The organism is Sphaerisporangium fuscum, assembly GCF_018531465.1.
Lineage (GTDB): Bacteria > Actinomycetota > Actinomycetes > Streptosporangiales > Streptosporangiaceae > Sphaerisporangium > Sphaerisporangium fuscum.
Genome location: NZ_JAHDTF010000014.1, coordinates 93,530 through 116,676, shown reverse-complemented (window position 1 = coordinate 116,676; position 23,147 = coordinate 93,530). Strand labels below are relative to the sequence as shown.

General features: G+C 70.8%; 21 protein-coding genes. 11 read left to right on the top strand and 10 right to left on the bottom strand.

The genetic code is table 11. From position 1 onward, the window contains the following. Positions 1 to 35: 35 nt before the first annotated feature. A complete protein-coding gene (locus tag KIK05_RS18280; protein ID WP_214411944.1) occupies positions 36 to 491 on the bottom strand; it encodes a DUF6703 family protein in 456 nt (151 codons plus the stop codon). A gap of 104 nt (positions 492 to 595) precedes the next feature. Between KIK05_RS18280 and KIK05_RS18275 the strand changes: the two genes are divergently transcribed. Then, positions 596 to 877: an antibiotic biosynthesis monooxygenase family protein gene (locus KIK05_RS18275; RefSeq protein ID WP_214411943.1), complete on the top strand. Its 282-nt coding sequence runs from the start codon at positions 596 to 598 to the stop codon at positions 875 to 877. 135 nt (positions 878 to 1,012) lie between these two features. Next, the gene (locus tag KIK05_RS18270) at positions 1,013 to 2,401 is read left to right on the top strand and encodes a glycine--tRNA ligase (protein WP_214411942.1); all 1,389 of its coding nucleotides are present in this window, start codon (positions 1,013 to 1,015) and stop codon (positions 2,399 to 2,401) included. 97 nt (positions 2,402 to 2,498) lie between these two features. On the opposite strand, the gene KIK05_RS18265 is transcribed toward KIK05_RS18270, so the two are convergent. Further along, positions 2,499 to 2,870, bottom strand: coding sequence for a VOC family protein (locus KIK05_RS18265; RefSeq protein ID WP_214411941.1), 372 nt, complete (start codon positions 2,868 to 2,870; stop codon positions 2,499 to 2,501). Positions 2,871 to 3,129: 259 nt separating this feature from the next. On the opposite strand from KIK05_RS18265, the gene KIK05_RS18260 reads away from it, so the two are divergent. From KIK05_RS18260 to KIK05_RS18250, 3 genes are read left to right on the top strand one after another with little or no spacing between them, the layout of a single operon-like run. Next, the gene (locus KIK05_RS18260) at positions 3,130 to 3,339 is read left to right on the top strand and encodes a ferredoxin (protein WP_214411940.1); all 210 of its coding nucleotides are present in this window, start codon (positions 3,130 to 3,132) and stop codon (positions 3,337 to 3,339) included. Beyond that, positions 3,329 to 4,696: an NAD(P)/FAD-dependent oxidoreductase gene (locus tag KIK05_RS48910; protein ID WP_214411939.1), complete on the top strand. Its 1,368-nt coding sequence runs from the start codon at positions 3,329 to 3,331 to the stop codon at positions 4,694 to 4,696. The genes KIK05_RS18260 and KIK05_RS48910 overlap by 11 nt, the downstream gene beginning before the upstream one ends. Positions 4,697 to 4,732: 36 nt before the next feature. After that, positions 4,733 to 5,935, top strand: coding sequence for a cytochrome P450 (locus KIK05_RS18250; RefSeq protein WP_214411938.1), 1,203 nt, complete (start codon positions 4,733 to 4,735; stop codon positions 5,933 to 5,935). 8 nt (positions 5,936 to 5,943) lie between these two features. Here KIK05_RS18250 and tgmC read toward each other — a convergent pair whose 3' ends face one another. The 4 genes from tgmC to KIK05_RS18230 form a co-directional block, all read right to left on the bottom strand. Continuing rightward, positions 5,944 to 7,098 (bottom strand): ATP-grasp peptide maturase system methyltransferase, encoded by a 1,155-nt coding sequence (tgmC, locus tag KIK05_RS18245; protein ID WP_308249980.1) that lies wholly within the window; start codon positions 7,096 to 7,098, stop codon positions 5,944 to 5,946. Continuing rightward, positions 7,095 to 8,030: an ATP-grasp ribosomal peptide maturase gene (gene tgmB / locus KIK05_RS18240; protein WP_308249979.1), complete on the bottom strand. Its 936-nt coding sequence runs from the start codon at positions 8,028 to 8,030 to the stop codon at positions 7,095 to 7,097. Before tgmB ends, tgmC begins: the two co-directional genes overlap by 4 nt. 28 nt (positions 8,031 to 8,058) lie before the next feature. Further along, the gene (gene tgmA / locus KIK05_RS18235) at positions 8,059 to 8,325 is read right to left on the bottom strand and encodes a putative ATP-grasp-modified RiPP (RefSeq protein ID WP_214411937.1); all 267 of its coding nucleotides are present in this window, start codon (positions 8,323 to 8,325) and stop codon (positions 8,059 to 8,061) included. A 169-nt stretch (positions 8,326 to 8,494) separates the two neighbouring features. Further along, positions 8,495 to 8,890, bottom strand: a complete 396-nt coding sequence (locus KIK05_RS18230; protein ID WP_214411936.1) for an ATP-binding protein — start codon at positions 8,888 to 8,890, stop codon at positions 8,495 to 8,497. Positions 8,891 to 9,132: 242 nt separating this feature from the next. Between KIK05_RS18230 and KIK05_RS18225 the strand changes: the two genes are divergently transcribed. Together KIK05_RS18225 and KIK05_RS18220 are read left to right on the top strand one after the other, a co-directional pair. After that, on the top strand, positions 9,133 to 10,491 hold the full coding sequence (locus tag KIK05_RS18225) for a helix-turn-helix domain-containing protein (protein ID WP_214411935.1): 1,359 nt from the start codon (positions 9,133 to 9,135) through the stop codon (positions 10,489 to 10,491). 103 nt (positions 10,492 to 10,594) lie between these two features. Beyond that, positions 10,595 to 11,560: an aldo/keto reductase gene (locus KIK05_RS18220; protein WP_214411934.1), complete on the top strand. Its 966-nt coding sequence runs from the start codon at positions 10,595 to 10,597 to the stop codon at positions 11,558 to 11,560. Between the two features lie 7 nt (positions 11,561 to 11,567). Here the strand turns inward: KIK05_RS18220 and KIK05_RS18215 are convergent, their stop codons facing one another. Then, positions 11,568 to 13,427, bottom strand: coding sequence for a hypothetical protein (locus tag KIK05_RS18215; RefSeq protein ID WP_214411933.1), 1,860 nt, complete (start codon positions 13,425 to 13,427; stop codon positions 11,568 to 11,570). Between the two features lie 402 nt (positions 13,428 to 13,829). On the opposite strand from KIK05_RS18215, the gene KIK05_RS18210 reads away from it, so the two are divergent. Both KIK05_RS18210 and KIK05_RS18205 read left to right on the top strand, forming a co-directional pair. Continuing rightward, positions 13,830 to 14,684 (top strand): LLM class F420-dependent oxidoreductase, encoded by an 855-nt coding sequence (locus KIK05_RS18210; protein ID WP_214411932.1) that lies wholly within the window; start codon positions 13,830 to 13,832, stop codon positions 14,682 to 14,684. A gap of 30 nt (positions 14,685 to 14,714) precedes the next feature. Next, the gene (locus KIK05_RS18205; RefSeq protein WP_214411931.1) at positions 14,715 to 15,134 is read left to right on the top strand and encodes a nuclear transport factor 2 family protein; all 420 of its coding nucleotides are present in this window, start codon (positions 14,715 to 14,717) and stop codon (positions 15,132 to 15,134) included. Between the two features lie 10 nt (positions 15,135 to 15,144). On the opposite strand, the gene KIK05_RS18200 is transcribed toward KIK05_RS18205, so the two are convergent. The 3 genes from KIK05_RS18200 to KIK05_RS18190 form a co-directional block, all read right to left on the bottom strand. Continuing rightward, positions 15,145 to 16,188, bottom strand: a complete 1,044-nt coding sequence (locus tag KIK05_RS18200; protein WP_214411930.1) for a DUF2293 domain-containing protein — start codon at positions 16,186 to 16,188, stop codon at positions 15,145 to 15,147. A gap of 66 nt (positions 16,189 to 16,254) precedes the next feature. Next, complete coding sequence (locus tag KIK05_RS18195) at positions 16,255 to 17,604, bottom strand: HEXXH motif domain-containing protein (protein ID WP_214411929.1); 1,350 nt, start codon at positions 17,602 to 17,604, stop codon at positions 16,255 to 16,257. Next, on the bottom strand, positions 17,601 to 18,803 hold the full coding sequence (locus tag KIK05_RS18190) for an FxsB family cyclophane-forming radical SAM/SPASM peptide maturase (RefSeq protein ID WP_214411928.1): 1,203 nt from the start codon (positions 18,801 to 18,803) through the stop codon (positions 17,601 to 17,603). The genes KIK05_RS18195 and KIK05_RS18190 overlap by 4 nt, the downstream gene beginning before the upstream one ends. Before the next feature lie 298 nt (positions 18,804 to 19,101). Between KIK05_RS18190 and KIK05_RS18185 the strand changes: the two genes are divergently transcribed. Both KIK05_RS18185 and fxsT read left to right on the top strand, forming a co-directional pair. Beyond that, a complete protein-coding gene (locus KIK05_RS18185) occupies positions 19,102 to 19,320 on the top strand; it encodes a hypothetical protein (RefSeq protein ID WP_214411927.1) in 219 nt (72 codons plus the stop codon). Positions 19,321 to 19,462: 142 nt separating this feature from the next. Then, positions 19,463 to 23,113, top strand: coding sequence for an FxSxx-COOH system tetratricopeptide repeat protein (gene fxsT, locus KIK05_RS18180; protein WP_214411926.1), 3,651 nt, complete (start codon positions 19,463 to 19,465; stop codon positions 23,111 to 23,113). Positions 23,114 to 23,147 lie beyond the last annotated feature (34 nt).

The following is a 23,147-nucleotide window of genomic DNA, read 5'->3' as shown; positions in this document are numbered from 1 at the left end:
TTCGTCATGATCCACCGCCTGATGGACGCCGGCCCTCAGAACAGGCCGAAGCGCTCGGCCGCCAGGGCGACGAGGAAGGTCGCCAGCGCGACGCGCAGGATGCGCGCCCAGGGGCCGAGGGACGGCCACGACATGTAGGCCAGCCAGCCGACGAAGGCGAGCACCGGCAGCACCGCGATCCCGCCCCGCCAGTCGGGCACGACGAAGCCGACCAGCAGCAGCACCACGAGCGCGACGGGCGGCATCCAGCGCGGCAGCCCGTACAGGAAGACCAGCGGGGTGGCGCTCTTCTCCTCGACCGCCCGCCGCAGCCCGGTCGCGCCCGGCGTCATGAAGTGCTCTCCCCCCGGCAGCGGCCGGCCCGCCCGGGCCCTCCCGGACCCCGGGCCGTTCGAGGCGCCCCGCCCCTGGTCACGGGCCAGCGGGTGGGCGGGCACGGCCCGCTTGCGCGAGGAGGGCGAGGAGTCGCGGGGATCGTGCTTGTCGGCCACGGATCGAGCCTAACGTCGCGAGCCCCCGCCGCGGCACCCCGGCGCGCACGGCGACGCCGGGGCGGTGGCGCAGGAGCCCCGCGCCTGCTGGCATCCTGAACGGCATGCTCGCCGTCATCAGGTACACCGTCCCGGCCGCACGCGCCGAGGAGTTCGCCGAACAGGCCCGGGTCATCCTCGGCACGCTGGCCGCCCAGGCCGGGTACCTCGGCGGGCGCATCGGCAGATCGGTCGACGAGCCCGATCTGTGGGCGCTGGTCAGCGAGTGGGAGGGCGCCGGGTTCTACCGCCGCGCGCTCTCGGCGGCACGCATGGAGATGTACCCGCTCATGACATTGATGATCAACGAGCCGAGCGCCTTCGAGATCCTCGGGACCAATCCCTGAGCATCTCTGCTCGTCCGGCGCTGATTGTGGGCGGGTCGCGTCGTCGGTTCCCCTAAGCTTGAGGGAGATCGGGCAGGTGACGCGCCCTCTGATCGACAGACCCAACCCCGACCGCCAGCCGGATGGAGCATCTTGATGGCCCGCCGTACCGACATCATGGACACGATCGTCAGCCTCGCCAAGCGCCGCGGGCTCGTCTACCCGTCGAGCGAGATCTACGGCGGCCTGCGCGCGTCCTGGGACTACGGTCCTCTCGGTGTCGAGCTCAAGAACAACGTCAAGCGCGAGTGGTGGAAGTCCATGGTGCAGGGCCGCGACGACGTCGTCGGCCTCGACTCCTCGGTGATCCTCGCCCGCGAGGTCTGGGAGGCCAGCGGTCACGTCAAGGAGTTCGTCGACCCGCTGACCGAGTGCCAGTCCTGCCACAAGCGCTTCCGCGCCGACCACCTCGAGGAGGCCTACGCCGAGAAGCACGGCGGCAAGGCCCCCGAGAACGGCCTGACCGACCTCACCTGCCCCAACTGCGGCACCAAGGGCTCCTTCACCCAGCCCCGCATGTTCAGCGGCCTGCTGAAGACCTACCTCGGCGCGGTCGAGGACGAGTCGGGCCTGGCCTACCTGCGGCCCGAGACGGCGCAGGGCATCTTCATCAACTACCTGAACGTCCAGCAGTCCTCGCGCAGGAAGATCCCGTTCGGCATCGGCCAGATCGGCAAGTCGTTCCGCAACGAGATCACCCCGGGCAACTTCATCTTCCGCACCCGCGAGTTCGAGCAGATGGAGATGGAGTTCTTCGTCAAGCCCGGCACCGACGAAGAGTGGCACCAGTACTGGATCGACGAGCGCTACAAGTGGTACGTCGACCTCGGCATCAACCCCGAGAACCTCCGGCTGTTCGAGCACCCGAAGGACAAGCTGGCCCACTACGCCAAGCGCACCGTCGACGTCGAGTACCGCTTCAACTTCACCGGCACCGAGTGGGGTGAGCTCGAAGGCGTCGCCAACCGCACCGACTTCGACCTCAGCACCCACGCCACCGCCTCCGGCACCGACCTGTCGTTCTTCGAGCAGGAGACCGGCGAGCGCTACATCCCGTACGTCATCGAGCCGGCGGCCGGTGTCGACCGCTGCACGCTCACCTTCATGATCGACGCCTACACCGTCGACGAGGCGCCGAACGCCAAGGGCGTCATGGAGCAGCGCACGGTCATGCGCCTCGACCACCGCCTCGCGCCGGTCAAGGCCGCGGTGCTGCCGCTGTCCCGCAACGCCGACCTCTCGCCCAAGGCCCGCGACCTGGCCGCCAGGCTCCGCCGCCGCTGGAACGTCGAGTTCGACGACGCCGGCGCCATCGGCCGCCGCTACCGCCGCCAGGACGAGATCGGCACCCCGTTCTGCATCACGGTCGACTTCGACACCCTGGAGGACCACGCGGTGACGGTCCGCGAGCGCGACTCGATGGCCCAGAAGCGCATCGCCCTCGACCAGGTCGAGTCCTACCTCCGCGAGCACCTCAACGACTGACCTCTGTCCAGGTGGCGTGGCGACCCTGACCGCCACGCCACCTGGAGCGGCTGCTCGCCGTGACCGTCAGGTCGTCCGGCGCGAAGACCCTCCGACCTCAGTTCACCGGCACGGGGCCGGGGAAGTGCGGGTTCTCGATCACTCCGACCAGCGTGCCGTCCGGAGCCTTGAGGATGGCGGTTCGGATCCCGCCCCCGTAGTCGGTGACGGCGGCATGGACGCTCGCTCCCTCCTTCTGAAGGGCGGCGGCCGCCTGGTCGACATCCTCCACGCCCCAGTAGGTCACGGGCCCGGGGCCGTTCTCACTGTGCCCGTCGGGGTCGAGGGCCAGCTCGTAGCCGCCGAGGTTGTAGCCGACGTAGAACGGCTCGTCGAAGTAGGGCTCGATGCCGAGCACCGCCGACCACCACCGTTTGGCGGCCTGCAGGTCGTCGACGGGATAGACGACCGTCCGAAGTCCGAGAAACATGACCCGGACGCTACACAGCAGCACCGACAGTTCCGGTGATCACGCGCGGACGATCCCCGCGCGCCACGAAAAGCCATGCGTCGATCGCGTAGGCCACCTCACGCCCAACGGTCGCTCCGCCACCCGGGTGGCCGTATGCACTCGTTCTGCCCAACGAAGCGTCTGGGCTGGGGCAACGCGCGGGCCGGTATGAACGGGACACGGGGGAGGTGCGCGACACTGCTGATCAGGGCCGCAGCGACGGAGGGGGTGGCCTGGGATGCGGATCGTCGTGGACCTCCCCCGCTGCCAGGGCTATGCGCAGTGCGTGTTCCTCGCGCCGGAGGTGTTCGAGCTGCACGGGGAGGAGACGCTGCTGTACGACCCGGCCGTACCGGACGAGCAGCTCGACCGTGTACGCCAGGCCGCGGCGGCGTGCCCGGTCCAGGCCATCCTCGTGGGCGAGCAGGTGAGCGCCGGTGCGCGATGACCTCCGCCAGGGCCGCATCGTCATCGTGGGGGCGTCGCTGGCCGGGTTGCGGGCGGCCGAGACGCTGCGCGAGGAGGGCTTCGCCGGGACGCTGACCGTGATCGGCGACGAGCCGCATCCGCCGTACGACCGGCCACCGCTGTCCAAACAGGTGCTGCTCGGCAAGGTGGCGGCGGACGCCACCGCGCTGCCCGTGCGCCGGGACCCCGGCGCGCAGTGGCGGCTCGGGGTGCGCGCCACGGGGCTGGACCCGGTCGGCAAGCAGGTGCTGCTGGCCGACGGCGAGCCGGTCCCCTACGACCGGCTGCTGATCGCCACCGGGACGCGGGCGCGGCCCTGGCCCGACCCGGCGGAGGCCGCCCTGGACGGGGTCGTCACCCTGCGGACCAGCGACGACGCCGGGCGTCTGGCCGAGCGGCTGGCCGCAGGGCCGCGGCGGGTGCTGGTGATCGGCGCGGGCTTCACCGGTTCGGAGATCGCCTCGGCCTGCCGGGAGCTGGGCATCGAGGTCACGGTCGCCGAGCGGGGCCCCGGGCCGCTGGTGGGCGCGCTGGGCGGGACGCTGTCGAAGCTCGCGGCCGCCCTTCAGTGGGCCCACGGCGTGGACCTGCGCTGTGGAGTGACGGTCACCGCGCTGCGCGGGGACGGCCGGTTCACCGGCGCGGACCTGTCCGACGGCAGCCGCGTCGACGCGGACGTGTGCGTCGTCGCCATGGGGGCGGTCCGCAACACCGAATGGCTGGCGGACTCCGGGCTGGCCGCGGGCCGGCTCGGGATCGCCTGCGACGCGGGGTGCCGCGTCTTCGACAGGTACGGGATCGTCACCGACGACGTGTTCGTGGCCGGCGACGTCGCCCGCTTCCCGCATCCGCTCTTCGAGTACCAGATGATCTCCCTGGAGCACTGGGGCAACGCGGTCGAGCAGGCCGGGGTGGCGGCCCACAACATGGTCAACACGGGGCCGTCGCGGCGCCCCCACCTGGCGGTCCCGGTCTTCTGGTCGAGCCAGTTCGGGATCAACATCAAGTCGGTGGGCGTCCCCACCTTCTCCGACCAGGTGGTCGTCGCCCAAGGCTCGCTGGGCGAACGCCGCCTGGTGGCGGTCTACGGCCACCAGGGCCGGGTCACCGCGGCGGTCACCGTCAACATGGGCAAATGGCTGGAGTACTACCAGGGCCTGATCGAGATGGCCGCCCCGTTCCCGCCCGGGCCCGGCGCGGCCGACGGCCGTCCGCTGGTGACCGAGTTCCCGGTCCCCTCCAACGTGCCGGACCCCAGGGGGCTCTTCCACGGTCCCACCGTCGCGCTCACCGGCTACCTGCCCGACCGGCGGCTCACCGTGGTGCGGCCCGGCTGACCCCTGTCGTCCCTTCCCTGCCACGAGGAGCGCCGCATGGCCGTCGACACCCTGCTGGAGCGCATCACCGACTACGCCAACCGCCCCGACCCCTACCCGTTGTACGCGGAACTCCGCGAGGCCGGGGTGGTACGGCAGACGGACGGAAGCTACCTGGTCGGCACCTACTACGACATCACGGCCCTGCTGCACGACCCGCGGATCAGCGCCGATCCCCGCAACCTCGCCGCCCAGTACCGCGGCGTGCTCCTGGAAGAGCAGCAGATCTCCTTCATCCGGCTCGACGACCCCGAGCACCACAGGCTCCGCGGCCTGGCCATGCGGCCGTTCGGGCCGCCGCACACCCCTGGCCGCGTGGACGCGATGCGCGGCGAGATCGCCGCGATCACCCAGGAACTGATCACGGCGCTGGACGGCCGCACGCGGGTCGACATCGTCGAGGACTTCGCCTACCCGCTGCCCGTGACCGTCATCTGCCGGCTGCTCGGCGTGCCGCGAGAGGACGAGCCGGTCTTCCGCGAGTGGTCCGAGACGATCATCGATTTCGCCGACATCAAGCCTGGCGAGGATCCCACCGAACGCCGGCGAGCCGGCGCCCAGGCCCTCGCGGAGATGGGCCGGTACCTGGTGGACCTCGCCGAGCAGCGCCGCGGCCGGCCCGATGGCGACATGCTGTCCGCGTTCGTCAACGACACGGATCCCGCCGGACCGCTCACCCGGGAGGAACTGGCGGCCACCGCTGTCCTCCTGCTCGTCGCCGGGCACGAGACCACGGTCAATCTGATCACCAACGGAGTGCTCACCCTGCTGCGCCACCCCGATCAGCTGGACCGGTTGCGCCGTGAACCCGGCCTGCTCCCCATGGCGGTGGAGGAACTGCTGCGCTACGAACCCCCGGTCCATCTGCGGCAGCGCACCCCCCTCGCCACCATCGACGTCGCGGGCGTCACCGTCCCCAAGGGCGCGCCCCTGGTACTCGTGCTGGCCTCGGGCAACCGTGACCCCGGACGGTTCCACGACCCCGAGCGGTTCGACCCCGCCCGCCCGGACAACCAGCACTTCGGCTTCGGCGGCGGCGTCCACATCTGCTACGGCGCACCGCTCGCCCGGGTCGAGGCCCAGATCGCGCTCGGCGCGCTGATCCCCCGCCTCGGCACCGCGACCCTGGCGCAGGACCCGCCCCCGTACCGGCGCAGCGCCATGCTCCGCGGCCCCCGCCACCTCCCCATCGACCTCTGACTCTCTGTTCAGGCGGGCAGGTTCCAATTCGGCCCGCCGTCGTCGTCCAACCACACGTACTGGCGATCGCTCGTGATCGTGAGACCGAAGGAGGACTGTGGTGGACGACCGGCTTCCTGCCAGGTCAGGACGGCCTGTTCCACCTGGTCCCACAGCCGTAGAGGGCCGTGCTGACGCACCGTCCAACCGCCCGCGCCATCAGATCGGGTTGTGGCCTGGGAACCGGTGGCGACGTCGAGAAGGACGGTCTCGTCTCCGGTCCCCATGCGTTGCGCCGATGGTGCGCCGAGCTGGGCGACGAACAGGCCGGTCGTGTCGTCCAGAATGTTCGGGTCGATCCTGCTTTCCCGCTGTTCTCCACGGCCGATCAGGTAGTGCGAGAGAGGAGGGGCGACGTGCGGACGAGCAGGCATGAACGCCACGCCGAACGGATCGAAACGTCCGGACGCGGTGCCGTCATCGGCAAGGGTGAGGTGGACGAGGCCGCTGCCGTTCATCCATCCCCAGAACGGTGTGGTGATGGTGCCGCCGTCGCGTACCTGCCAGAGCCAGGCCGCGGGGACGTAGCGAACCGAGCAGGTCGCGATCAGGCGATCGTACTCGGCGTTCTCGTCGTAACCCGCGAGCCCATCACCGACCACCAGTGTGGGGGCGTATCCGGCCGAAGAGATCGCTTCCTCGGCCTGCCGTGCCACACTCGGGTCGTACTCGATCGAGGTCACTGCCCTGTCGCCGAGCCGCCGGCACAGCAAGGCGGTGGAATATCCGGTGCCTGTTCCGATCTCCAGCACGCTGTCGCCGTCGGCGATCTGGGCGATCTCCAGCATCCGGACGACGATGCCGGGCAAGGTGGACGAGGACGTCGGAGCACCGGCGATCGGCTGTAGTGCCTCGATGGCCGTGATACCACCGACCTGGGTCACCCAGGTCTGGTTGGCATAGGCCAGCTCCGCCCACTCCTCGGCGCTCACATCACCGCGTCGCAGAGGGGTCCACAACGTGCCGCTCTCCGTGTTCGTCGCCCGGAAGACCGCGCCACCCAGGAAGGCCTCACGGGGAACCGTCCCAACGGCCTCCGCCCATCTCCGGTCGTGCACGTAACCTTCGGTCATCAGCCGTGTGACCAGGGCTTGCCGCAGGCGTGCGGATCGTAGAGCGGTCACGGCCTCCCTCTCTCCAGAAGATCGGCCAGGGCGTCGGCCACAACCGGTTCCTGCTCTGGGATCCAGGCCCACTGCCCGTTGGGGTTGCACTCCAGGAAGACCCAATCGCCGTTCGGGGTGAGCGCAAAGTCGAAAGCGGCGAACATCAGGCCGTAGCTCCGCATGTATCGTCGGATGGACGACTCCAGCGCAGGCGGGCATGGAACCAAGGTATAGGTGAGAGTGTCGTAGTCGGCCCGCCAATCCAGCAGCCCACTGTCGATGCGGATCGCGAACACCTTCTCGCCGACCACGGTGACTCGTATGTCGGCCACCTTCTCCACCTTTGCCTGAAACATATGCGCGGTAACGGACAAGGTGTCATCAAGCTCGACTGGATCCACAGCCCGTACCCATATCATTCCATTCCCGCCGTTCATATCCTTCTGGAGCGGATGGCGAAGTGGTTTGTACACGACGGGTGCGAAGTCTTCGGCGAACGTTCGAGCTTGGTGGGGATCGTTGGTGATCAACGTCGACGGAACGGTGAGTCCGCATTCGGCGGCCGTTACGAGTTGCCCCGGCTTGTACTCGGCTGCCTGGTTGTGCCAAGGATGATTGACCCAGAGGCAATCACGAAGAGCCGCCAGTACGCCGCCGAAGCCGAAGCGTGCCTCAGCCACGGCGAAAGCGACGTCACGGCCAGGCGCTCTCGGTGAGGCCTGGTAGGGAGTGGGGCGGCGCCACCACACCGCCCGCACCCGCTCGAGAGCGAGCTCCCGACTGGGCGTGCTGATCAGTCCGCTCAGACCCGTGGCGTTGAGTTGCGCCGACATCCTCACTCCTGATCCTGCGATCAAGAAGTCCCCGGGATCGAGCCGGACCACCGGAACGCCGCGATCGTACAGACGCTGGATCACCAGATCGGCCGTGACGTCTTCCAGGCCGGTCACCGTGAGGACTGGAAGCTCCATATCCATGTCAGTCGTTGTCGTAATCCATGACGGAATCGCTGTCGCTTGTCGGATTCGCTCCGTCCTGGCCCGTGGTTGCCGTGGACTTCGAGGTCTGCTTGTTCGTGCCGTGCTTACCCGCTTCGATGATGTCTCCGGTTTCGGTGTCGCGATATATACCGGTTTGAGTAACCGGGTCAAGTTCAACACGGTACGGCCGATACGGCGCCTCGGCCAATAGTGGGAGAGGCATTACTCGGGTCAAACCCCAGGGGTGTCTGTTCTGTGTTTGCATGGCATTCCTTCCGTTCGGTACCGATACGGGTTTCGGGGTGGTGCGTGGAGAAGCCGATTGTCCGGCCGGAACTATCGTGGCTTCTTTTCGTCCTGTCGAAGTGGAGATTGGTGCGGAAGCTCGGGTCTGGTCGTCGGGTCTGTCCTCGAGAGCGCGAGGTACGACCGGATCAGGGCGTCATGTCGAACCAGACGGTGCGGTGGGTGCCGTCCTGTCTCCAGCCCCAGTCGCGGGACAACTCCCGCACCAGCCAGAGGCCGCGGCCGCCTTCGCTGAGCGGGTCGATCTGAGCCGGGACCTGAGGGATGGTGGCGTCCGAGCCCTCGTCCGTCACTTCTATCCGCACGGTCTCGCCGTCGTCGTACACCCGCAGCTCGACCATCCCGTCCGGTCTGCTGCCGGACGCCGAGTGCCGTACGGCGTTGGCGACGACTTCGCCGACCAGCAGTTGAACGTCGTCGACGGCCCGGCGGCCGGCGGTGAGCAGCAGCGAGCGTACGTACGCCCGCGCCACCGCGACCGAGCTGAGCCGGCCGAGAAGATCGACGGACCCGAGAAAACCCATCGTCCTCACTGCGGGACCTCCCAGAGTTCACGGTTGCGAGCTGACACGGACTGCCCTTTCTGATCACGGCACCTGAGCGGCGGATGACATCGAGAAGCGGTGGAACCGGATGCGTCCCCGACCCGGTGGCGGTTACGCTCCGATCATCCGTCGGTACGGATCGTCGTCCCAGCCGCCGCTGGACCGCCAGAGAACCGGTGTTGCGGCAACACGCCGGCAACATCAGGGAGGAGCTGGTACCGATGCACTCTCACCACGACGCGACGAGCGCCCGCATGATCGGCCTGGCTCTACGGCACCTGAGAGAGCAGGCGGGCCTGACGCAGCGGGAGCTCGGCCGACGCGCCCTGTACGACCACACCCGCATCTCCCGCGCCGAACACGGAGAGATCCTCATCCCGCATGAGCAGGCGAGCGCACTGGATAGAGCCTTGACCGCCGGCGGGCTGCTCATCGTGTTGCGGCAGGCGGCCGAGCCCCCCTCGGCTGCCCCTTCCCTCGTTCAGGTAACTGGCGTCGACAAAGACGAGCCGGTCATCCTGGACATGCAGACGCCCGAGGGAAGGACCGTGCGCGTGACCCTTTCTCGTCGTGATTTCGCCCATCTGCTGGCCTCCGGAGCGCTCACCTCCGTACTGCCCGTCCTAGGGGACGCCGATCAGACCCGGCGCGTCGCCCAGGCCATCGAGGAACCGGCCCGGGTCGACGCCCAGGTCGTCGAGTACTTCCGTCGCGTCCTGGCTGAGCACTTCGCCGCTGACAAGATCCTCGGCCCGCGGTCTCTGCTGCGACCGGTACTCGCGCAGATCGATGTCCTCGACGATCTACGCCGCCGCGCTCGTACCGCGCATGTCGATCCGCTCCTGCAGGTCCTCGCGCAGTACGCGGAAATGGCCGGATGGCTTCACCAAGACCTTGGAGAGCTACGGGCGGCGATGTCCTGGTCCCGACGGGCCGCCGAGTGGGCCCAGGTCGCCGGGGATGAACAGATGGCGGCTTACATGCTGGTACGTCAGTCCAACATCGCCTGCCTGACGCACGACTACACCGTCGTCGTGCAATACGCCGCCGCTTCCCGCCGCGACCCGGCTCGGTTGGAACCCAAGCTCAGCGCCCTGGCGGCCCAGCAGCAGGCGCGTGGCCAGGTGATGCTCGGCGAGCACAAGGAAGCGTTCGACCTGCTGGACGAGGCGGCTGAGACCCTTCGCGAACACCCGCAGGTCACGCACCCCGATGTGCCGGTGTATCTGCACCACTACGACCTCGACACTCTCCAGGAGCAGTCCGCCGTGTGCCATAGGGCAGCCGGGCGACCGGACACCGCCGTGACGATTCTGGAAGAGCAGATCACCAAGCTTCCCGACAACCTCGCCCGGGATCGCGGGCACCTCACAGCCAAGCTCGCCGTAGCCGTCGTCCAGGCCGAACAAGACCCCGACCGCTCGGCCCACCTCGGTCGCGAGGCACTCGGCGTCGCCCAGCAGACAGGTTCGGCCCGCATCCACCGCGAACTACGCACCCTCGACACCGAACTCCTTCACCGCTGGCCGGACCACGCCGCCGTGCGCGATTTCCACGAGGAGTTGATGTCGGCGACCTGAGTGGCCGTGGTGAAGGCCGTGACCGCCTCTCGGCCGGCAGGTCGGCGTACAGATGATTGTTTTCGCCCGGACGACGGGCGAGCTCGGGTGCTAGGACTTATGGGTGGAATACGTGCGTCTCGGCTCCAGCGGACTGAAGGTTTCGCGGATCGCGCTGGGGATGATGAGCTACGGGGACCCCGCGAGGCTCGCCTGGAGTCTTGACCTGGACGCGGCCGAGCCGATCGTCCGGCGGGCGGTGGAGGGCGGGGTCACCTTCTTCGACACGGCGGACATGTACGGGGACGGCGCGAGCGAGGAGGTCACCGGACGGCTGCTGCGCAAGCTGTTCGCCCGTCGCGAGGACTACGTGCTGGCGACCAAGGTCTATTACCCGACGGGCGCCGGTCCCAACGACCGGGGGCTTTCGCGAGGGCACATCACGGCCGCAGTGGAGGCGTCGCTGCGCAGGCTGGGCACCGACCACATCGACCTCTACCAGATCCACCGCTGGGACCCGCAGACGCCGGTGGGGGAGACGATGGCCGTCCTCCACGACCTGATCCGGGCGGGCAAGATCAGGTACGCCGGCGCCTCGCTGATGTACGCCTGGCAGTTCGCCAAGGCGCAGCACGTCGCGCGGCTGGGCCGCCGGACGCCGTTCGTCTCCATGCAGACCCGCTACAACCTCCTCTACCGCGAGGAGGAGCGCGAGATGCTGCCCCTGTGCGCCGACCAGAAGGTGGGCGTGCTGCCCTACAGCCCACTGGCGCGTGGCCTGCTGTCCGGCGCCGGGTCCCGCGCCACCGCCCGCGCCGCCGCCGAGGGGAGCCGTTCCCGCCGGGCGGACGGCGACCAGGACGTGATCGACGCGCTGCACGCCGGCGCCCGCGAGCGGGCCCTGCCGCCCGCCCGCGTCGCGCTGGCCTGGACGCTCGCGCACCCGGCCGTGTCGGCCTCGATCGTCGGCGCCACCAAGCCCCACCACGTGGACGACGCCCTCGCCGCCGTGGAGGTGACGCTCACGCCGCAGGAGAAGGACCTCCTGGAGCGGCCCTACCGCCCCAGGTCGCCCTACGGCTACACCTGACCCTCGATCAGTCGCAGTAGAAGTAGTTGGTCTTGCTGTAAGCCCAGCCCGGCGTGCCGTACAGGCCTCTCTTCTCGATCTGGAGCCAGACCGCCGACCTGTACCAGACCTTGTACCTGGGCTGGTAGTGGCAGTTGCGGTAGGCGGCCTGGACCTTGCCCTTGCACTTGGTCCATTTCCCGCCGTTGTGCGCGATGACGTGCCACTGGTGGTCGCCCGTCAGGTTCCAGGCCTGGAGGTCGACTCCGGCGTGGCACTTGTCGGGAGGGCCCGCGCTTCCGCCGCAGCTCTTCTTCTTTCCTTCGGCCCAGATGGTGCGGGAAGTGTGGGTCAGGGCGAAGGGCTTGGTGGCGGAGTAGACGCACCATGACGTCCATCTCGCCTGCAGCGCGCTCGACGTGGCGGAGGGCGACGCCGCGGCCGTGGAGTCGTCGATGCCGGCGGATACGGTCGGCGAGTTCAGGTCGCTGGAGGCGTCGTCCGGGTCGGAATCGTCGGTCGGGACGGTGGTCGGCATGTCCGGAGGGGCGTCGGGAGCGCCGGTCGTGGGATCTTCCGCCGTGGCCGGAGCGCCGACGATCGGGGTGTCGTCGGATACGAAGTACCCGCTGACCGCCACCTGGACGTGCACGGCACCGGAACTGTGGTTGGTCAGCGTGATCTTCTGATCGCCGCTGGTCACCACGGTGTCCGACCCGCTGGAGCTTCCCGCACCGGTGGGGAAGGCGACGCTCGGAAGATTCGTGTCGCTGCTGTCGGCCGGGTAGACCGAGAGCCAGCCTCCCTGTTCCGCGCCCCGCGTGGTGATGGTGAGCGCCGCGGCGGCGACCGCGTCGGGTGTCGCGGCGAGTCGCGAGGAGTCGAAGGTCAGGGACTGGCCTGCGGCCAGCGGAGCCGTTCCGCCGACCCCGGTGCCCTTCGCCGTGTCCACGATCGTCTGAGGGGTGACGCGGGTGAAGTCCAGGCCGTCGGGACCGTCGGAGTCGGCGGTGAAGTATCCGCGGACGCTGATGGAGGCGTTGATCGGGCTGGTGCCGTGGTTGGTGAAGGCGAGCAGCCCGTTCGGGTTGAGCGGCACGATCTGGAAGCCGCTGCCCGGACCGCCGGTGGCGGTGTAGTCGAGCGCGCTGACGTTGGGGTCGGCGGAGAGGACCGGGAACAGCGAGACCCAGCCGTCGGCTGTCTGGTCCTTCACGGTGATGTTCACCGCGACCGCCGTGGCCCCGCTCGCGGGAACACCGGCGTGTCCGGCGACACCGAAGGCCGCAGAGCTGTTGGCGCCCAGTTTGTTGCCTGGGATGCCCCAGTTGTCGCCTCGCTCGGTGTCGTACAGGTAGCCGTCGGCCGGAACCGGGCTGTAGGTGTGCCCGGTGACGGAGGCGTTGTCGGTCAGGTAGTAACCGCTGGTCGAGACGGCCGCGTCGACGGTGCCGTCGCTGGCGTTGGTGAGAGTGATCTTGCCGTCCGAGCTCACTTCGATCGTGTCGGTGTTCGAAGCCGTCCGATTCGCCGTGAAGCTGAGCGAACTGACCGAAGCCGTCCGGCCCGCTGGAGTCGTCTTCAGGGAACCACTTCGAGACGGGTTGACGGCCTCGATGGTCACGAAGGCCGCCGCGACGCCGGTAGACGGGATCCCGGCGCGTCCGGTCACCTGGAAGGTCACCGAGCCGTTGGCGGGGATCTTCGCCCTGGCGGCGCCGGTTCCGGTCCGGGTGTCCAGCAGCGCCGTGAATGCCATGGGGACGAAATGCCCTGCGGTCGCCGTGGCCGCGTGCGCGCTTCCGGCATCGGACGGGGGTGCCGTCAGCAGGCCGAAGGTCGCCGAGAGGAACGCGACGACCATGACGCTCGCCCGCATTCTGGTCACTCGGGATCTCCGGCGGTCGGCCGCCACGACACCCCCGTCGCCGCGTTCCGGACCGGCCGCCGCCCCTTGAGACGGTAATCGATTCGCCATGATGATCCCCCTTTGTGGTCGAAGTCACGAGTGACCATACGCGCGGGGCCCGACGTAGATCGTCAAACCGCGGCGGTAGCTCCGGCCTTCTCGGTGCGGTATCCCGGCCTTGCGATCTGCAACTTCGGCGGTATTGACGACCGCGTCGTCCCGCGGGCGGGGGTCACCTTCCCGGCATGGACGGCGACGGCGCGAGTGAGGAGCCGAGGCCGGGATTCAGGAGTTGCCTTGACGTCAACGTCATGGTTCTAACGTGGCGGTCGGAGGGCCGGCAGGGGGTCGGCCCGAGCTACCGCGTATCGAGGAATGTCCATGAAGTTCGCCATCAGCTACAGCACGCCCTTCTACGGGGCCGATCCCGACAAGCTCGTGGCCTTCGCCCGATTGGCGGAGGAGTGCGGTTTCGAGGCGCTGTACATGCCTGAGCACATCGTGCTGTACCCGGGGGCCAAGGTGGGGCCTTTCGAGATGCCGCCGTCGCTGCCGTACGTCGATCCGCTCGACGCCCTGGCCTTCGTCGCCGCGGCCACCGAGCGGATCCTGCTCGGCACCGGCGTGTTGCTGCTGCCGTACCACCACCCGGTGATCCTCGCCAAGCGCCTGGCGACCATCGACGTCCTGTCCAAGGGCAGAATGCGCCTGCTCACCGTGGGCCTCGGTTCCCTGCCCGGCGAGGCGCAGGCGGTGGGGGTCGAGTTCGCCAGCCGGGGCCGCCGCACCGACGAGGCGATCGACGTGCTGCGGCTGCTCTGGACGGGCGGCGAGGAAGGCGTCAGCTACGCCGGTGACTTCTTCTCCTTCGACAACCTCTGCAGCTATCCCAAGCCGCATGAGGCCACCGGGCTGCCGATCCACATCGGCGGGTCGACCCAGGCGGCCGCGCGCCGGGCGGGGCGGCGTGGCGACGGCTTCTTCCCCGGCGGCGCGCTCAGCCCCGAGGAGCGGGCCGCGCAGTGGGAACTCGTCCGCTCCACCGCCGCCGAGGAAGGCCGCGACCCGGACGCCCTGGAGTACACGCGCTTCGGGTCGATCGACATGTCCGCCGAGAGCGTCGAGGAACTGGCCGCGCAAGGAGTGACCCGCCTCGTCGTCAGCTCCTCGGCCATGGAACCCGATGCGCAACGCGAGGAGCTGACGGCCTTCGCCAAGCGGTTCGGCCTCCTCTGACGCGTGATCATCGGCGACCAGGAGATGACCATGTCACCCACTCAGAACGTCCGCGCCCGCAACGTCGAGGCCGTGCGCACCTACTTCCGGGTGCAGCAGGAGAAGGACCTCGACGCCTGGACCGCGCTGTGGGCCGAGGACGGAAGCCAGGCCATGCCGTTCCTTCCCGAAGGGTTCCCCAAGCTGGTCACGGGACGCGACCGGTTGGAGGCCGTCTACCTGAGCACGTTCGGCGACGGCCCGTCCAGTCGTACCATCCTCGACCTGCGCATCGACGCCCTCGACGACCCGGACAGGGTCCTGGCCCGCTGGCGCGTCCACGCCGGCCTCCCCGGGGGAGGTGTCTTCGACAGCGACTTCGTCGGGCTCTTCGAGTTCGACGGCCACGGCAGGATCCGGCTGCTGACCGAGTACTTCGACCCCACTCCCTTCGTCAGGGGCGGAGCCTGACGGCGCCCGTTCAGCCTCGCCAGACGGTGAGGACCTCCTCGACCCGGCCGCGGATCCGCTCGCGGGCCGTCATGCGGGGGACGCCGGACATCAACAGCTCGTCGTAGTCGGTGTCCAGGTGGCGGACGCTCGCGATCACGGCCAGAGTGATCGCGTCCGCGTCCAGCGCGCGGGCGGCGGCCGTACGGCCCACCCGGCCGCTGCCGCGCTGGGCGGCGTGGTGGGCGATCGCGTCGGCGCGCTCCGCCGGGCAGCGGGGGAACAGGCGGCGGATCTCCTCCGCCATCCGGGCCTGGAACTCGGCGTCCTCACCGGCCCGGCGCTCACGGTCGCGTTCCCGGCGGCGCTGCCGCGCCTCCTCGTCGGCCAGGCACTGCTCCTCGGCCTCCGCCAGCGCCGCCTCCTCCACCAGCACGCCGAGCCGTTCGTACCGCTTGCGGCGCCGGTTGAAGCGGACCACGACGGCCGACAGGCCGCTCGCCTTCTTGGCACGGCGGCTCAGCGCGGCGTTCCCGGCGGGCAGGAGACACAGGTGGTCCATGTCCGCGCAGGTCAGACAGTACGGACGGTCGTCCTCCATGATGAGGTACGGCCCGGTGTCGCCGCATCCGGCGCACGTCCACGCCTCCAGCGGCGAGACGGCCACCAGGTCGGGGGCCTTGTTGTGCCGCTCCTCGATCTGCCGCCGCCGCGACTCGCTCAGCTCGGGGGAGAGCCAGTGGGTGCGGAACCGGCGCTCGGTCTCCTCGTCGCCCCCGATGGTGAAGCGCAGCGGTCGCCGGTCGCGGCTCGCCGCCGCGTACGCCGCCTCGCTCGCCACCAGCCCCCGGGCGAGGGCCCACTCGCGCAGGTGTGACAGGGCCTCCTCCATCCGGTCGCCGTCCACGGGCGCCAGCCGTTCCAGGCTGTCGGCGCGGCCCTGCCGCCAGGTCTCCACGTGGCGGGTCTGCAGCCACCGCAGGCCGGTCAGGACGTCGATCGCGGTCACGTATTTGCGGGTGGCGAGGGCGACCTCCGCCGCCTGGGCCACCCGTCCGCCGAGCTTGCTGCGCACCCGTCCAACCTTGCCCTATCCGGGCGTGCGGTCACGCCGCTTCGCCGTGACCGCCGGCCGGGTCCTCTACGCGGGCTCGCGCCTGCCGTTGCGGGCCTGCCACCGGGTGCGGTGGTCGGCGAGCAGGTGGGCGGCGCGGCGGGCCGCGCGCGGCGAGACGGGTGCGGCCCGCAGGGCGTCGAGCGTCGCGAGCATGCCGGTGGCGAACCTTTCGCCGAGGGGGGTGAGCCGGCGGCCGGTCAGCAGTACGCGGACGACGGAGGCGGTGGCGTCGCGCCAGCGGGCGAACTCCGTCTGGGCGTGGAGGCGCGCGGTCCGCTGCGTCTCGGCGTGCCGCTGCCGTTCCCAGAACAGCGCGAGGCCGAGATGCGCGTACGCCCCCTGCAGCAGCCCGCCGACCGGCCTCGGGTCCTCCCGCCACGGCGCGTAGAACCTCTCGCCGTCCGGCTCGGCGACCAGGGGGAACAGCGTGCCGAGTGCCGTCAGCTTGCCGTGCTGCACCTCGTGGGCCAGGGTCTGGGTGAGCGCACGGGCGTCGGACGGGCGTGACAGCGCGACGCACCCGAAGCCTTCGGGCGAGGTGGCGCTGGTGACCTCGCCGGGCGCGCCGAGGAGCGGGACGAGCACGCCGACGCCCGCCGAGACCTCTGCCGCCACCTCCGGATGCACGCCCGCCAGCAGCCGCCGGCCGCACTCCACCACCGCCTGCCAGCGGGAGAGCTCGCCGGCGGGGAGGCGGGGGGCGCAGCGGCGCACCAGCGGGAAGCGGAAGGGGTCGACGTCGTCCACCAGGAAGCGGACGGCGTGGGGCCCGGTTCCGGCGCTCAGCCGGCGCAGTCCGAGCCACGCCCCGTCCTCGGCGAACGGGTCGGGCGGGATCGGCACGAGGTGGCCGGCGGCCTCCACCGCCGCCCCCGAGGGACCGACCCGGACGACCGCCGGGTCGCCGGCACGCGTGCCGGGCAGCGCGGCGAACCCCAGCGACGGCAGCATCACGCCGCACCGGCCCGGCGCGAGCCGCTCCACGGTCACGGTGAGCGAGATCGGGACGCGGGCGAGGACGGCGGCGCCCGCGGCGAGCGCGGCGAGCCGTCCGGGGCCGGTGGACGCGTCGCGCGGGCCGCGCAGCGTGTGCAGCGCCCACACGCCGACGGCGGGGTGGCCGATCACGTGCCGTACGGCCGCGGGGGTGGTCCGCTGGAGGGCCACGAGCAGGTCGTACGCCTGCCGCACCGCCCCCGCTCCACCCGATACGCCCGCTCGCTCGGCCGGGGCACGTTCCATCACGGCGCGCAGGAGGACCAGGCGTTTGCTGTACTCGGCGGCGGTCAGCAGGCGTGCCGCCTCCGCGCCGCCCCCGCCCGCCGCGATGCGGGCGAACAGTTCGGCCGGCAGGGTGTGACGGCGCGGGGTCACGCGGGCGTGGTGGAGCGGAGGCGGGCCACGTCGGCCGAGAGGCGGCGGTGGATGTGGGTGATCAGCCGGTACAGATCAGGGCAGTACACCGTGGGGTTGGCGAAACCGGACCCGGCCCGGTAGCGGTGGGCGTAGTGCCCCGCCCCGCAGACCCGGCGCACCGCGCACGAGCGGCAGGTCGCCCCGAGGGCGGCGGCCCCCAGCTGGCGGGCGACGACGGGCGGCAGGAGCAGGGCGGCGTCGAGGGAGGCGGTGGCGACGTGCAGGCCGGTGCCGGTGGCCCCGGCGTAGGCCGTCTTGAGCGCGTCCCCCTGCTCGATGGCGCCGTCGGTCTCGATCACCACGCAGCGCATGGGCTCGAGGCCGAGCCCCTCGACCCGGGCGGCGCCGCCGAGCAGCATGTGGATGATCTCCTCGAAGATCCGGACGCCGGTCTCCTTGGGGCTCGCGCCGTACCAGCGGTCGAAGACCTGGATCAGCCAGTCGGCGTACGGGGTGGCGGCGGAGCCGGGACGGCGCCCCGGCGGGGGAGTGGTCCAGTTGCCGTGGGGGAGCAGGAAGTCGACACCGGGCGGCCGGAAGCGCAGCAGCTCCTCGTAGGTGCCCACAGGGTCGTTGCGCAGGTCGACGGTGCACAGCAGTCCGCCGAAGATACGCCGGTAGGGCCCCTCGGACAGCCGCCGGACGGCCGCGGCGACCCGCCCGTGGCTTCCGCGGCCGTCGCGGCGGCGCCGGTGCCGGTCGTGCGCCGCCCGGTCGCCGTCGAGGCTCACCCCCACCAGGACGTCGAGGTCGGCGAACAGCCGAAGGTAGTCGTCGGTGAGCAGCATGCCGTTGGTCTGCACCGACACGCGCACCCGGGTGGCGGGACCGACGGCCGCCCGCATGGTGGCGACCGTGTGGGCGATGAGATCGGGGCCGGACAGCAGGGGCTCGCCGCCGTGCAGCACGAGGTTGACCAGGGGCAGGCCGTGGGCCCCCGCGTGCTCGGCGACGCGCTCGGCGGCCTGCCGGACGACGGTGCGGGTCATCGTGAGCGGCTGGGCACGCCAGCCCTGGTCGGCGGCGTTGTACATGTAGCAGTAGTCGCACGCCAGATCGCAGCGGCTGTGGATTTTGAGGATGAAATTCCGGAAAGGCCGAGGGGTCCAGCCCTGGTCGGCGAGCGCGGCGACGTCGAGGGTATAGGGCCATTCCAAACCCTGTTTATGTTCCACGCCGGGTGTGCTCGCCACGCCGTCGGAAGGTCGTCCCGCCGCACCTGGCTCAGCAATCAATGATCGCCCCACATATGTCTGTTCTGGCAATGTACGAGTAGTGGTGCCGGATGAACCGCCGTCAAGGAAGTTCGATGGAACAGCTCACATCATGCGCGGATTACGTCGCTATGATAGTGAATTCTGCGGTGGTCCGCCCAGTCGTCGGCTGTCCAGGCCTCCGTGAATCCAGGCGGCCGGGGCCGCGGATGGTTCCCTCACCTCGACAGGAGGCGAATCAATGGGGCACGGTGAAGAGCGCGACACCCAGGATACGGCGATATTTCCGGACATCATCGAGTCCGATCTCGTCGACCTGTCGGATCTCCCTCTCGACGTCGTGACCGAAATGCCGGTGTCCGTGCTCGATTTCGCGCTTCGCCGTATCCATCTGGAGGCGATCGAAGGGCCGGTCCTGTTTTCCAACGACTACATCGAGAGCCCGCCGGCGCCTTCCTGAGCTGCGGGCGGGGCCTGTGTGCCGGGGGTCGAAGCGTCGACCGCCTATATACTGACTTGGCTGATCACGGCTCGGCCGAAAACCATCGCGACCGTTTTAGCCGCATTTGTGGCACTTCGACGGAGCGGGAAGTGGAGGGGTCATGAACGACGTCGCCGACACTTCCCCGACCGCCGTCTCGGTGCTCTTCTGTTCCACCAGCGACAATATCGGCCGCACCACGACGATCATCAACGTCGCGCTCATCCTCGCCGGCGCTGGCCTGGAAGTGCTCATCGTGGACGCGCATCGTTCCACGATCAGGGCCGACCATTACCTGCGTCCTTTCATCACGCCGCCGGCCCCCGCCGAACCGCCGTCCGGGCCCCGCGTCGTCACCGTCCGGAGCGACGAGACACAGCTCACCGCGCCGATCGCCGTCCTCCGCCTCGACACCACGGAGACGGATGAGGACGCCTGGACCGGCGCCCTCGACGCGGCCGTCCGCGCCGGCACCTACGACTACGTGCTGATCGACGCGCCCGGCCAGGGCTCCGGCATCCGCCCGGAGGTCTTCGCCGACCGGGCCGACACCGTGGTCGCCTGCTTCCCGCTGAACGCCCGCTCGATCGAGAGCTGCGCCGATCTCGCCGGACGCCTCCAGCAGGCCGCGCGCCGCCCGCTCGGCGTCGTCGCGCTCGGCATCAAGGCCGACAGCGCCGCCCCGGAGCCCCTCCAGCAGGCCAGGGGGGTGGTCCAGCGCCGCTTCTCCGAGCTCGGCCCGGGGGAGGCCGCGCCCTATGTCGAGATCCCCTACACCCCGGCGTACGCCTACACCGACACCCTCGCCGTGCAGAACGAGCCGCCGGGCAGGCCCGAAGGCCTCCGCGCGGCCTACGAGCGGCTCGCGCGCGAGCTCACCGACGGCAAGGTCGGCGCGCTGCGCGAGGTGACGCTGGTGTACTCGCCCCGCCACCGCGTCTGGGCCGAGTGGGCGCGCGCCCAGCTTGAACGTTTCGGGCTGCGGGTGAAGACGACGGCCGTGCGGCGGTTCGGTGGCGGCGAGAATCCCCGCAATGCGTCCGCCGTGCTGGTGATCTCGCCCGCCGGACTCGACGACGAGGCGGCGAGCCTGCTGCGGCGCATGCCCGGCACCGGCACCTGCCTGGCCGTGGTCGACGACCTGCCGCTGCCCGAGGGGCTCTCCCACCACGAGCTGCTCGACCTGCGCGGCCTCACCGAGCCTGAGGCGGTGGCCGCGCTGCGGCGGGCGCTGCGCGTCGGAGGCCCGTCCGCGGCCACCCCGGCCGGGGCCAGGTACCCCGCGGCGGCCGTGCTGTCCAACGTCCCCGTCCGCGTCTCGCCGTTCGTCGGGCGTGACGACGCCGTCGAGCAGACGCGCGACGTCCTGCTCGCGCCCGGCACGGGCCGGGCCGTGTGCACGCTGAGCGGGCCGCCGGGCATCGGCAAGACCGAGATCGCCATGGAGTACTGCCACCGTTTCGGCGGCGCGTACGACATCGTGTGGTGGCTGGCGGCCGGCAGCGAGCAGAGCATCCGGCAAGGCCTCGGCGAGCTCGCCGCCGCCCTCGCCATCCCGACGGCCGCCGACGCCGCCGAGGCGGCCCTGCGCCACCTGTCGTCCATGCGGTCGGGCGGCTGGCTGCTGGTGTACGACGGCGCGCCGGACGCCGCCGGCCTTCCCGTCCCCACCCCGGCCACCGGCGAGCACCGCCACGTCGTGGTCACCTCCCGCACTCCGGTCGGCTCCCGGGACGACGGCGGGCAGGAGCCGCCGGTCGAGATCGGCCCCTTCACCCCGTCCGAGAGCGTCGCCCTGCTGCGCCGCCGCGTTCCCGAGCTGCTCACCGAGCAGGCCGAGCTCGTGGGCGAGCACGTCGGTGACATCCCGCTCGTCCTCGACCTGGCCGGGGCCTGGATCGCGGCCCTGGCCGCACGCCTCCGCCACGACAACGTGCTGCCCCGCGACGCCGTACGGCAGGCGGCAGAGCGTTTCGGCGAGGGGTTCACCCGCAAGCAGGCCGAGCTCCTCGACCGGGACGGCACCGCCCCGCCCGCCCGCGTCATGCTGGAGCTGACCCTCGACAATCTGCCTGACGACATCGGCGGCCAGGCCCTGCGCAGGCAGAACATCGGCGGCGCCGCCACGCTGCGGCTGCTCGAGGTCTGCGCCCTGCTGTCGCCCGACGGGGTGGACCTCGCGCTGCTCAGGTCGTCCGGCATGCTCGCGCTGCTCGCCAGGGCCGAGAGGCTCGACGATCCCCTCATGGTCGACGTCATGCTCCGCACGATGTGCCGGTACGGCCTCGTCCAGGTCGACCTCGGCCGCCCCGCCCTGCCGGTCCGCCTCCACAGGCTCGTCGGTGAGCTGGTGCGCCAGAGGATGGGCCCCCGCCTGGACGGGCTGGTGGCCGACCTCCGCCTCGCCCTGGCCTCCTGGATCCCGCTCGACGGGGACGACGCGGGCGAGGGCCACGCCCGGGTGTACGCCGAGCTCGAACGGCACCTCGACGCGCTGCGCCCCTGGGAGGACACCAGGCCCGAGGTGCGCCGCTGGCTGCTCCGGCAGCTCGGCCGCCTCCTCGGCCGCGACGACAGGCTCGCCAGGGACCGCGTCAAGGAGGTCGCGCTGCTGGCGCTGGGCGAGTGGCACGAGGAGTCCGAGCAGACGCTCAGGCTCTACAACCTCCTCGCCCAGGTCTCCCGGCTGCGGGGCGACTACCGCGACAACGAGGAGTACAGCTTCCGCGCCCTGCGATCGCAGCGCGCGGTCCTCGGCGTCAACCACCCGCGCACGCTGCTCACCGCGGGCGCCCACGCGGCGGCGCTGCGGGCGATGGGCGAGTTCGAGGAGGCGCGCGACGAGGAGCGCGACGTCCTGCGGGAGCTCCGCGAGCTCCTCGGCGCCAACCATCCCCAGACCGGGAACGCCATGCACAACCTGGCGATCTCCGAGGCGCTGATGGGCGACCCGCGGCGGGCGCTCCAGCTCGCCGGGCAGCGCCACCGGCTCCGCGTCGCCCTCAACGGCGAGGCCGACGCCGAGGCGGCGCGCACGGCCGTCGCCATGGCCCGCTACCATCGCGACCTCGGCGAGCTGCGGGAGTCGTACAACCTGCTCAAGGACGTCCTCGGCCGCCGGGGGTCCCTCGGGTCCCCCGCCCGCCCGCGCCTTGAGGTGCTGCGGGCCGAGAGCGGCCTTGCCGTCACCGAACGACGGCTCGGCGCGCCGTACGACGCCCGTGAGCGCGACGAGCGCATCCTGGAGGAGTTCCGCGCCCACCAGGGCGACCGCTACCTCGGCACGCTGATCTGCCGCGCGAGCCTGGCGGCCGACCTCAACGCCCTCGGCAAGTACGAGAGGGCGGCCGACGAGATCACCGCCTGCTGGTCCGACCTCCGGGCGACGCTCGGGCCCGAGCATCCCTACACCCAGGTGTGCGAGATCCTCCTCGGCGCCTACCTCCGCAACTCCGGGGTGCTCAGCGAGGCCGCCGAGTGGGGGAGACGGGCCCTGACCCGCCTCGGCGACCGGCTCGGCCCGTCGCATCCGTGGACGCTCGCGGCGGCGGTCGCCCTCGCCAACACGATGGTCCTGCGCGGCGAGCTCGCCCTGGCCGCCGGCCTGGAGGAGCGGGCCCGCGCCGGTTTCCACGACGCCGGCCTGCCCGGCCACCCGAACGCCCGGCTCCTGGCCCGCAACCTCGCCGACACGCGGAGCAGGATGGCGGCCGGCGCCGCGTCCGACCGGCTCGTGCGCGAGGACATCGACCTCGAAATACCGGGCCTGTGACCCGGTGGCGGCTTATTCGCATCGGCCGGAAGGA

Coding starts and splice junctions, on each gene's coding strand:
- KIK05_RS18270 (WP_214411942.1), top strand. CDS start 1,013: ATGGCCCGCCGTACCGACATCATGGACACGATCGTCAGCCTCGCCAAG.
- KIK05_RS18230 (WP_214411936.1), bottom strand. CDS start 8,890: ATGGGTTTTCTCGGGTCCGTCGATCTTCTCGGCCGGCTCAGCTCGGTC.
- KIK05_RS18185 (WP_214411927.1), top strand. CDS start 19,102: ATGGGGCACGGTGAAGAGCGCGACACCCAGGATACGGCGATATTTCCG.
- KIK05_RS18250 (WP_214411938.1), top strand. CDS start 4,733: ATGGCCGTCGACACCCTGCTGGAGCGCATCACCGACTACGCCAACCGC.
- KIK05_RS18260 (WP_214411940.1), top strand. CDS start 3,130: ATGCGGATCGTCGTGGACCTCCCCCGCTGCCAGGGCTATGCGCAGTGC.
- KIK05_RS18265 (WP_214411941.1), bottom strand. CDS start 2,870: ATGTTTCTCGGACTTCGGACGGTCGTCTATCCCGTCGACGACCTGCAG.
- KIK05_RS18225 (WP_214411935.1), top strand. CDS start 9,133: ATGCACTCTCACCACGACGCGACGAGCGCCCGCATGATCGGCCTGGCT.
- tgmA (WP_214411937.1), bottom strand. CDS start 8,325: ATGCAAACACAGAACAGACACCCCTGGGGTTTGACCCGAGTAATGCCT.
- fxsT (WP_214411926.1), top strand. CDS start 19,463: ATGAACGACGTCGCCGACACTTCCCCGACCGCCGTCTCGGTGCTCTTC.
- KIK05_RS18210 (WP_214411932.1), top strand. CDS start 13,830: ATGAAGTTCGCCATCAGCTACAGCACGCCCTTCTACGGGGCCGATCCC.
- KIK05_RS18275 (WP_214411943.1), top strand. CDS start 596: ATGCTCGCCGTCATCAGGTACACCGTCCCGGCCGCACGCGCCGAGGAG.
- KIK05_RS18205 (WP_214411931.1), top strand. CDS start 14,715: ATGTCACCCACTCAGAACGTCCGCGCCCGCAACGTCGAGGCCGTGCGC.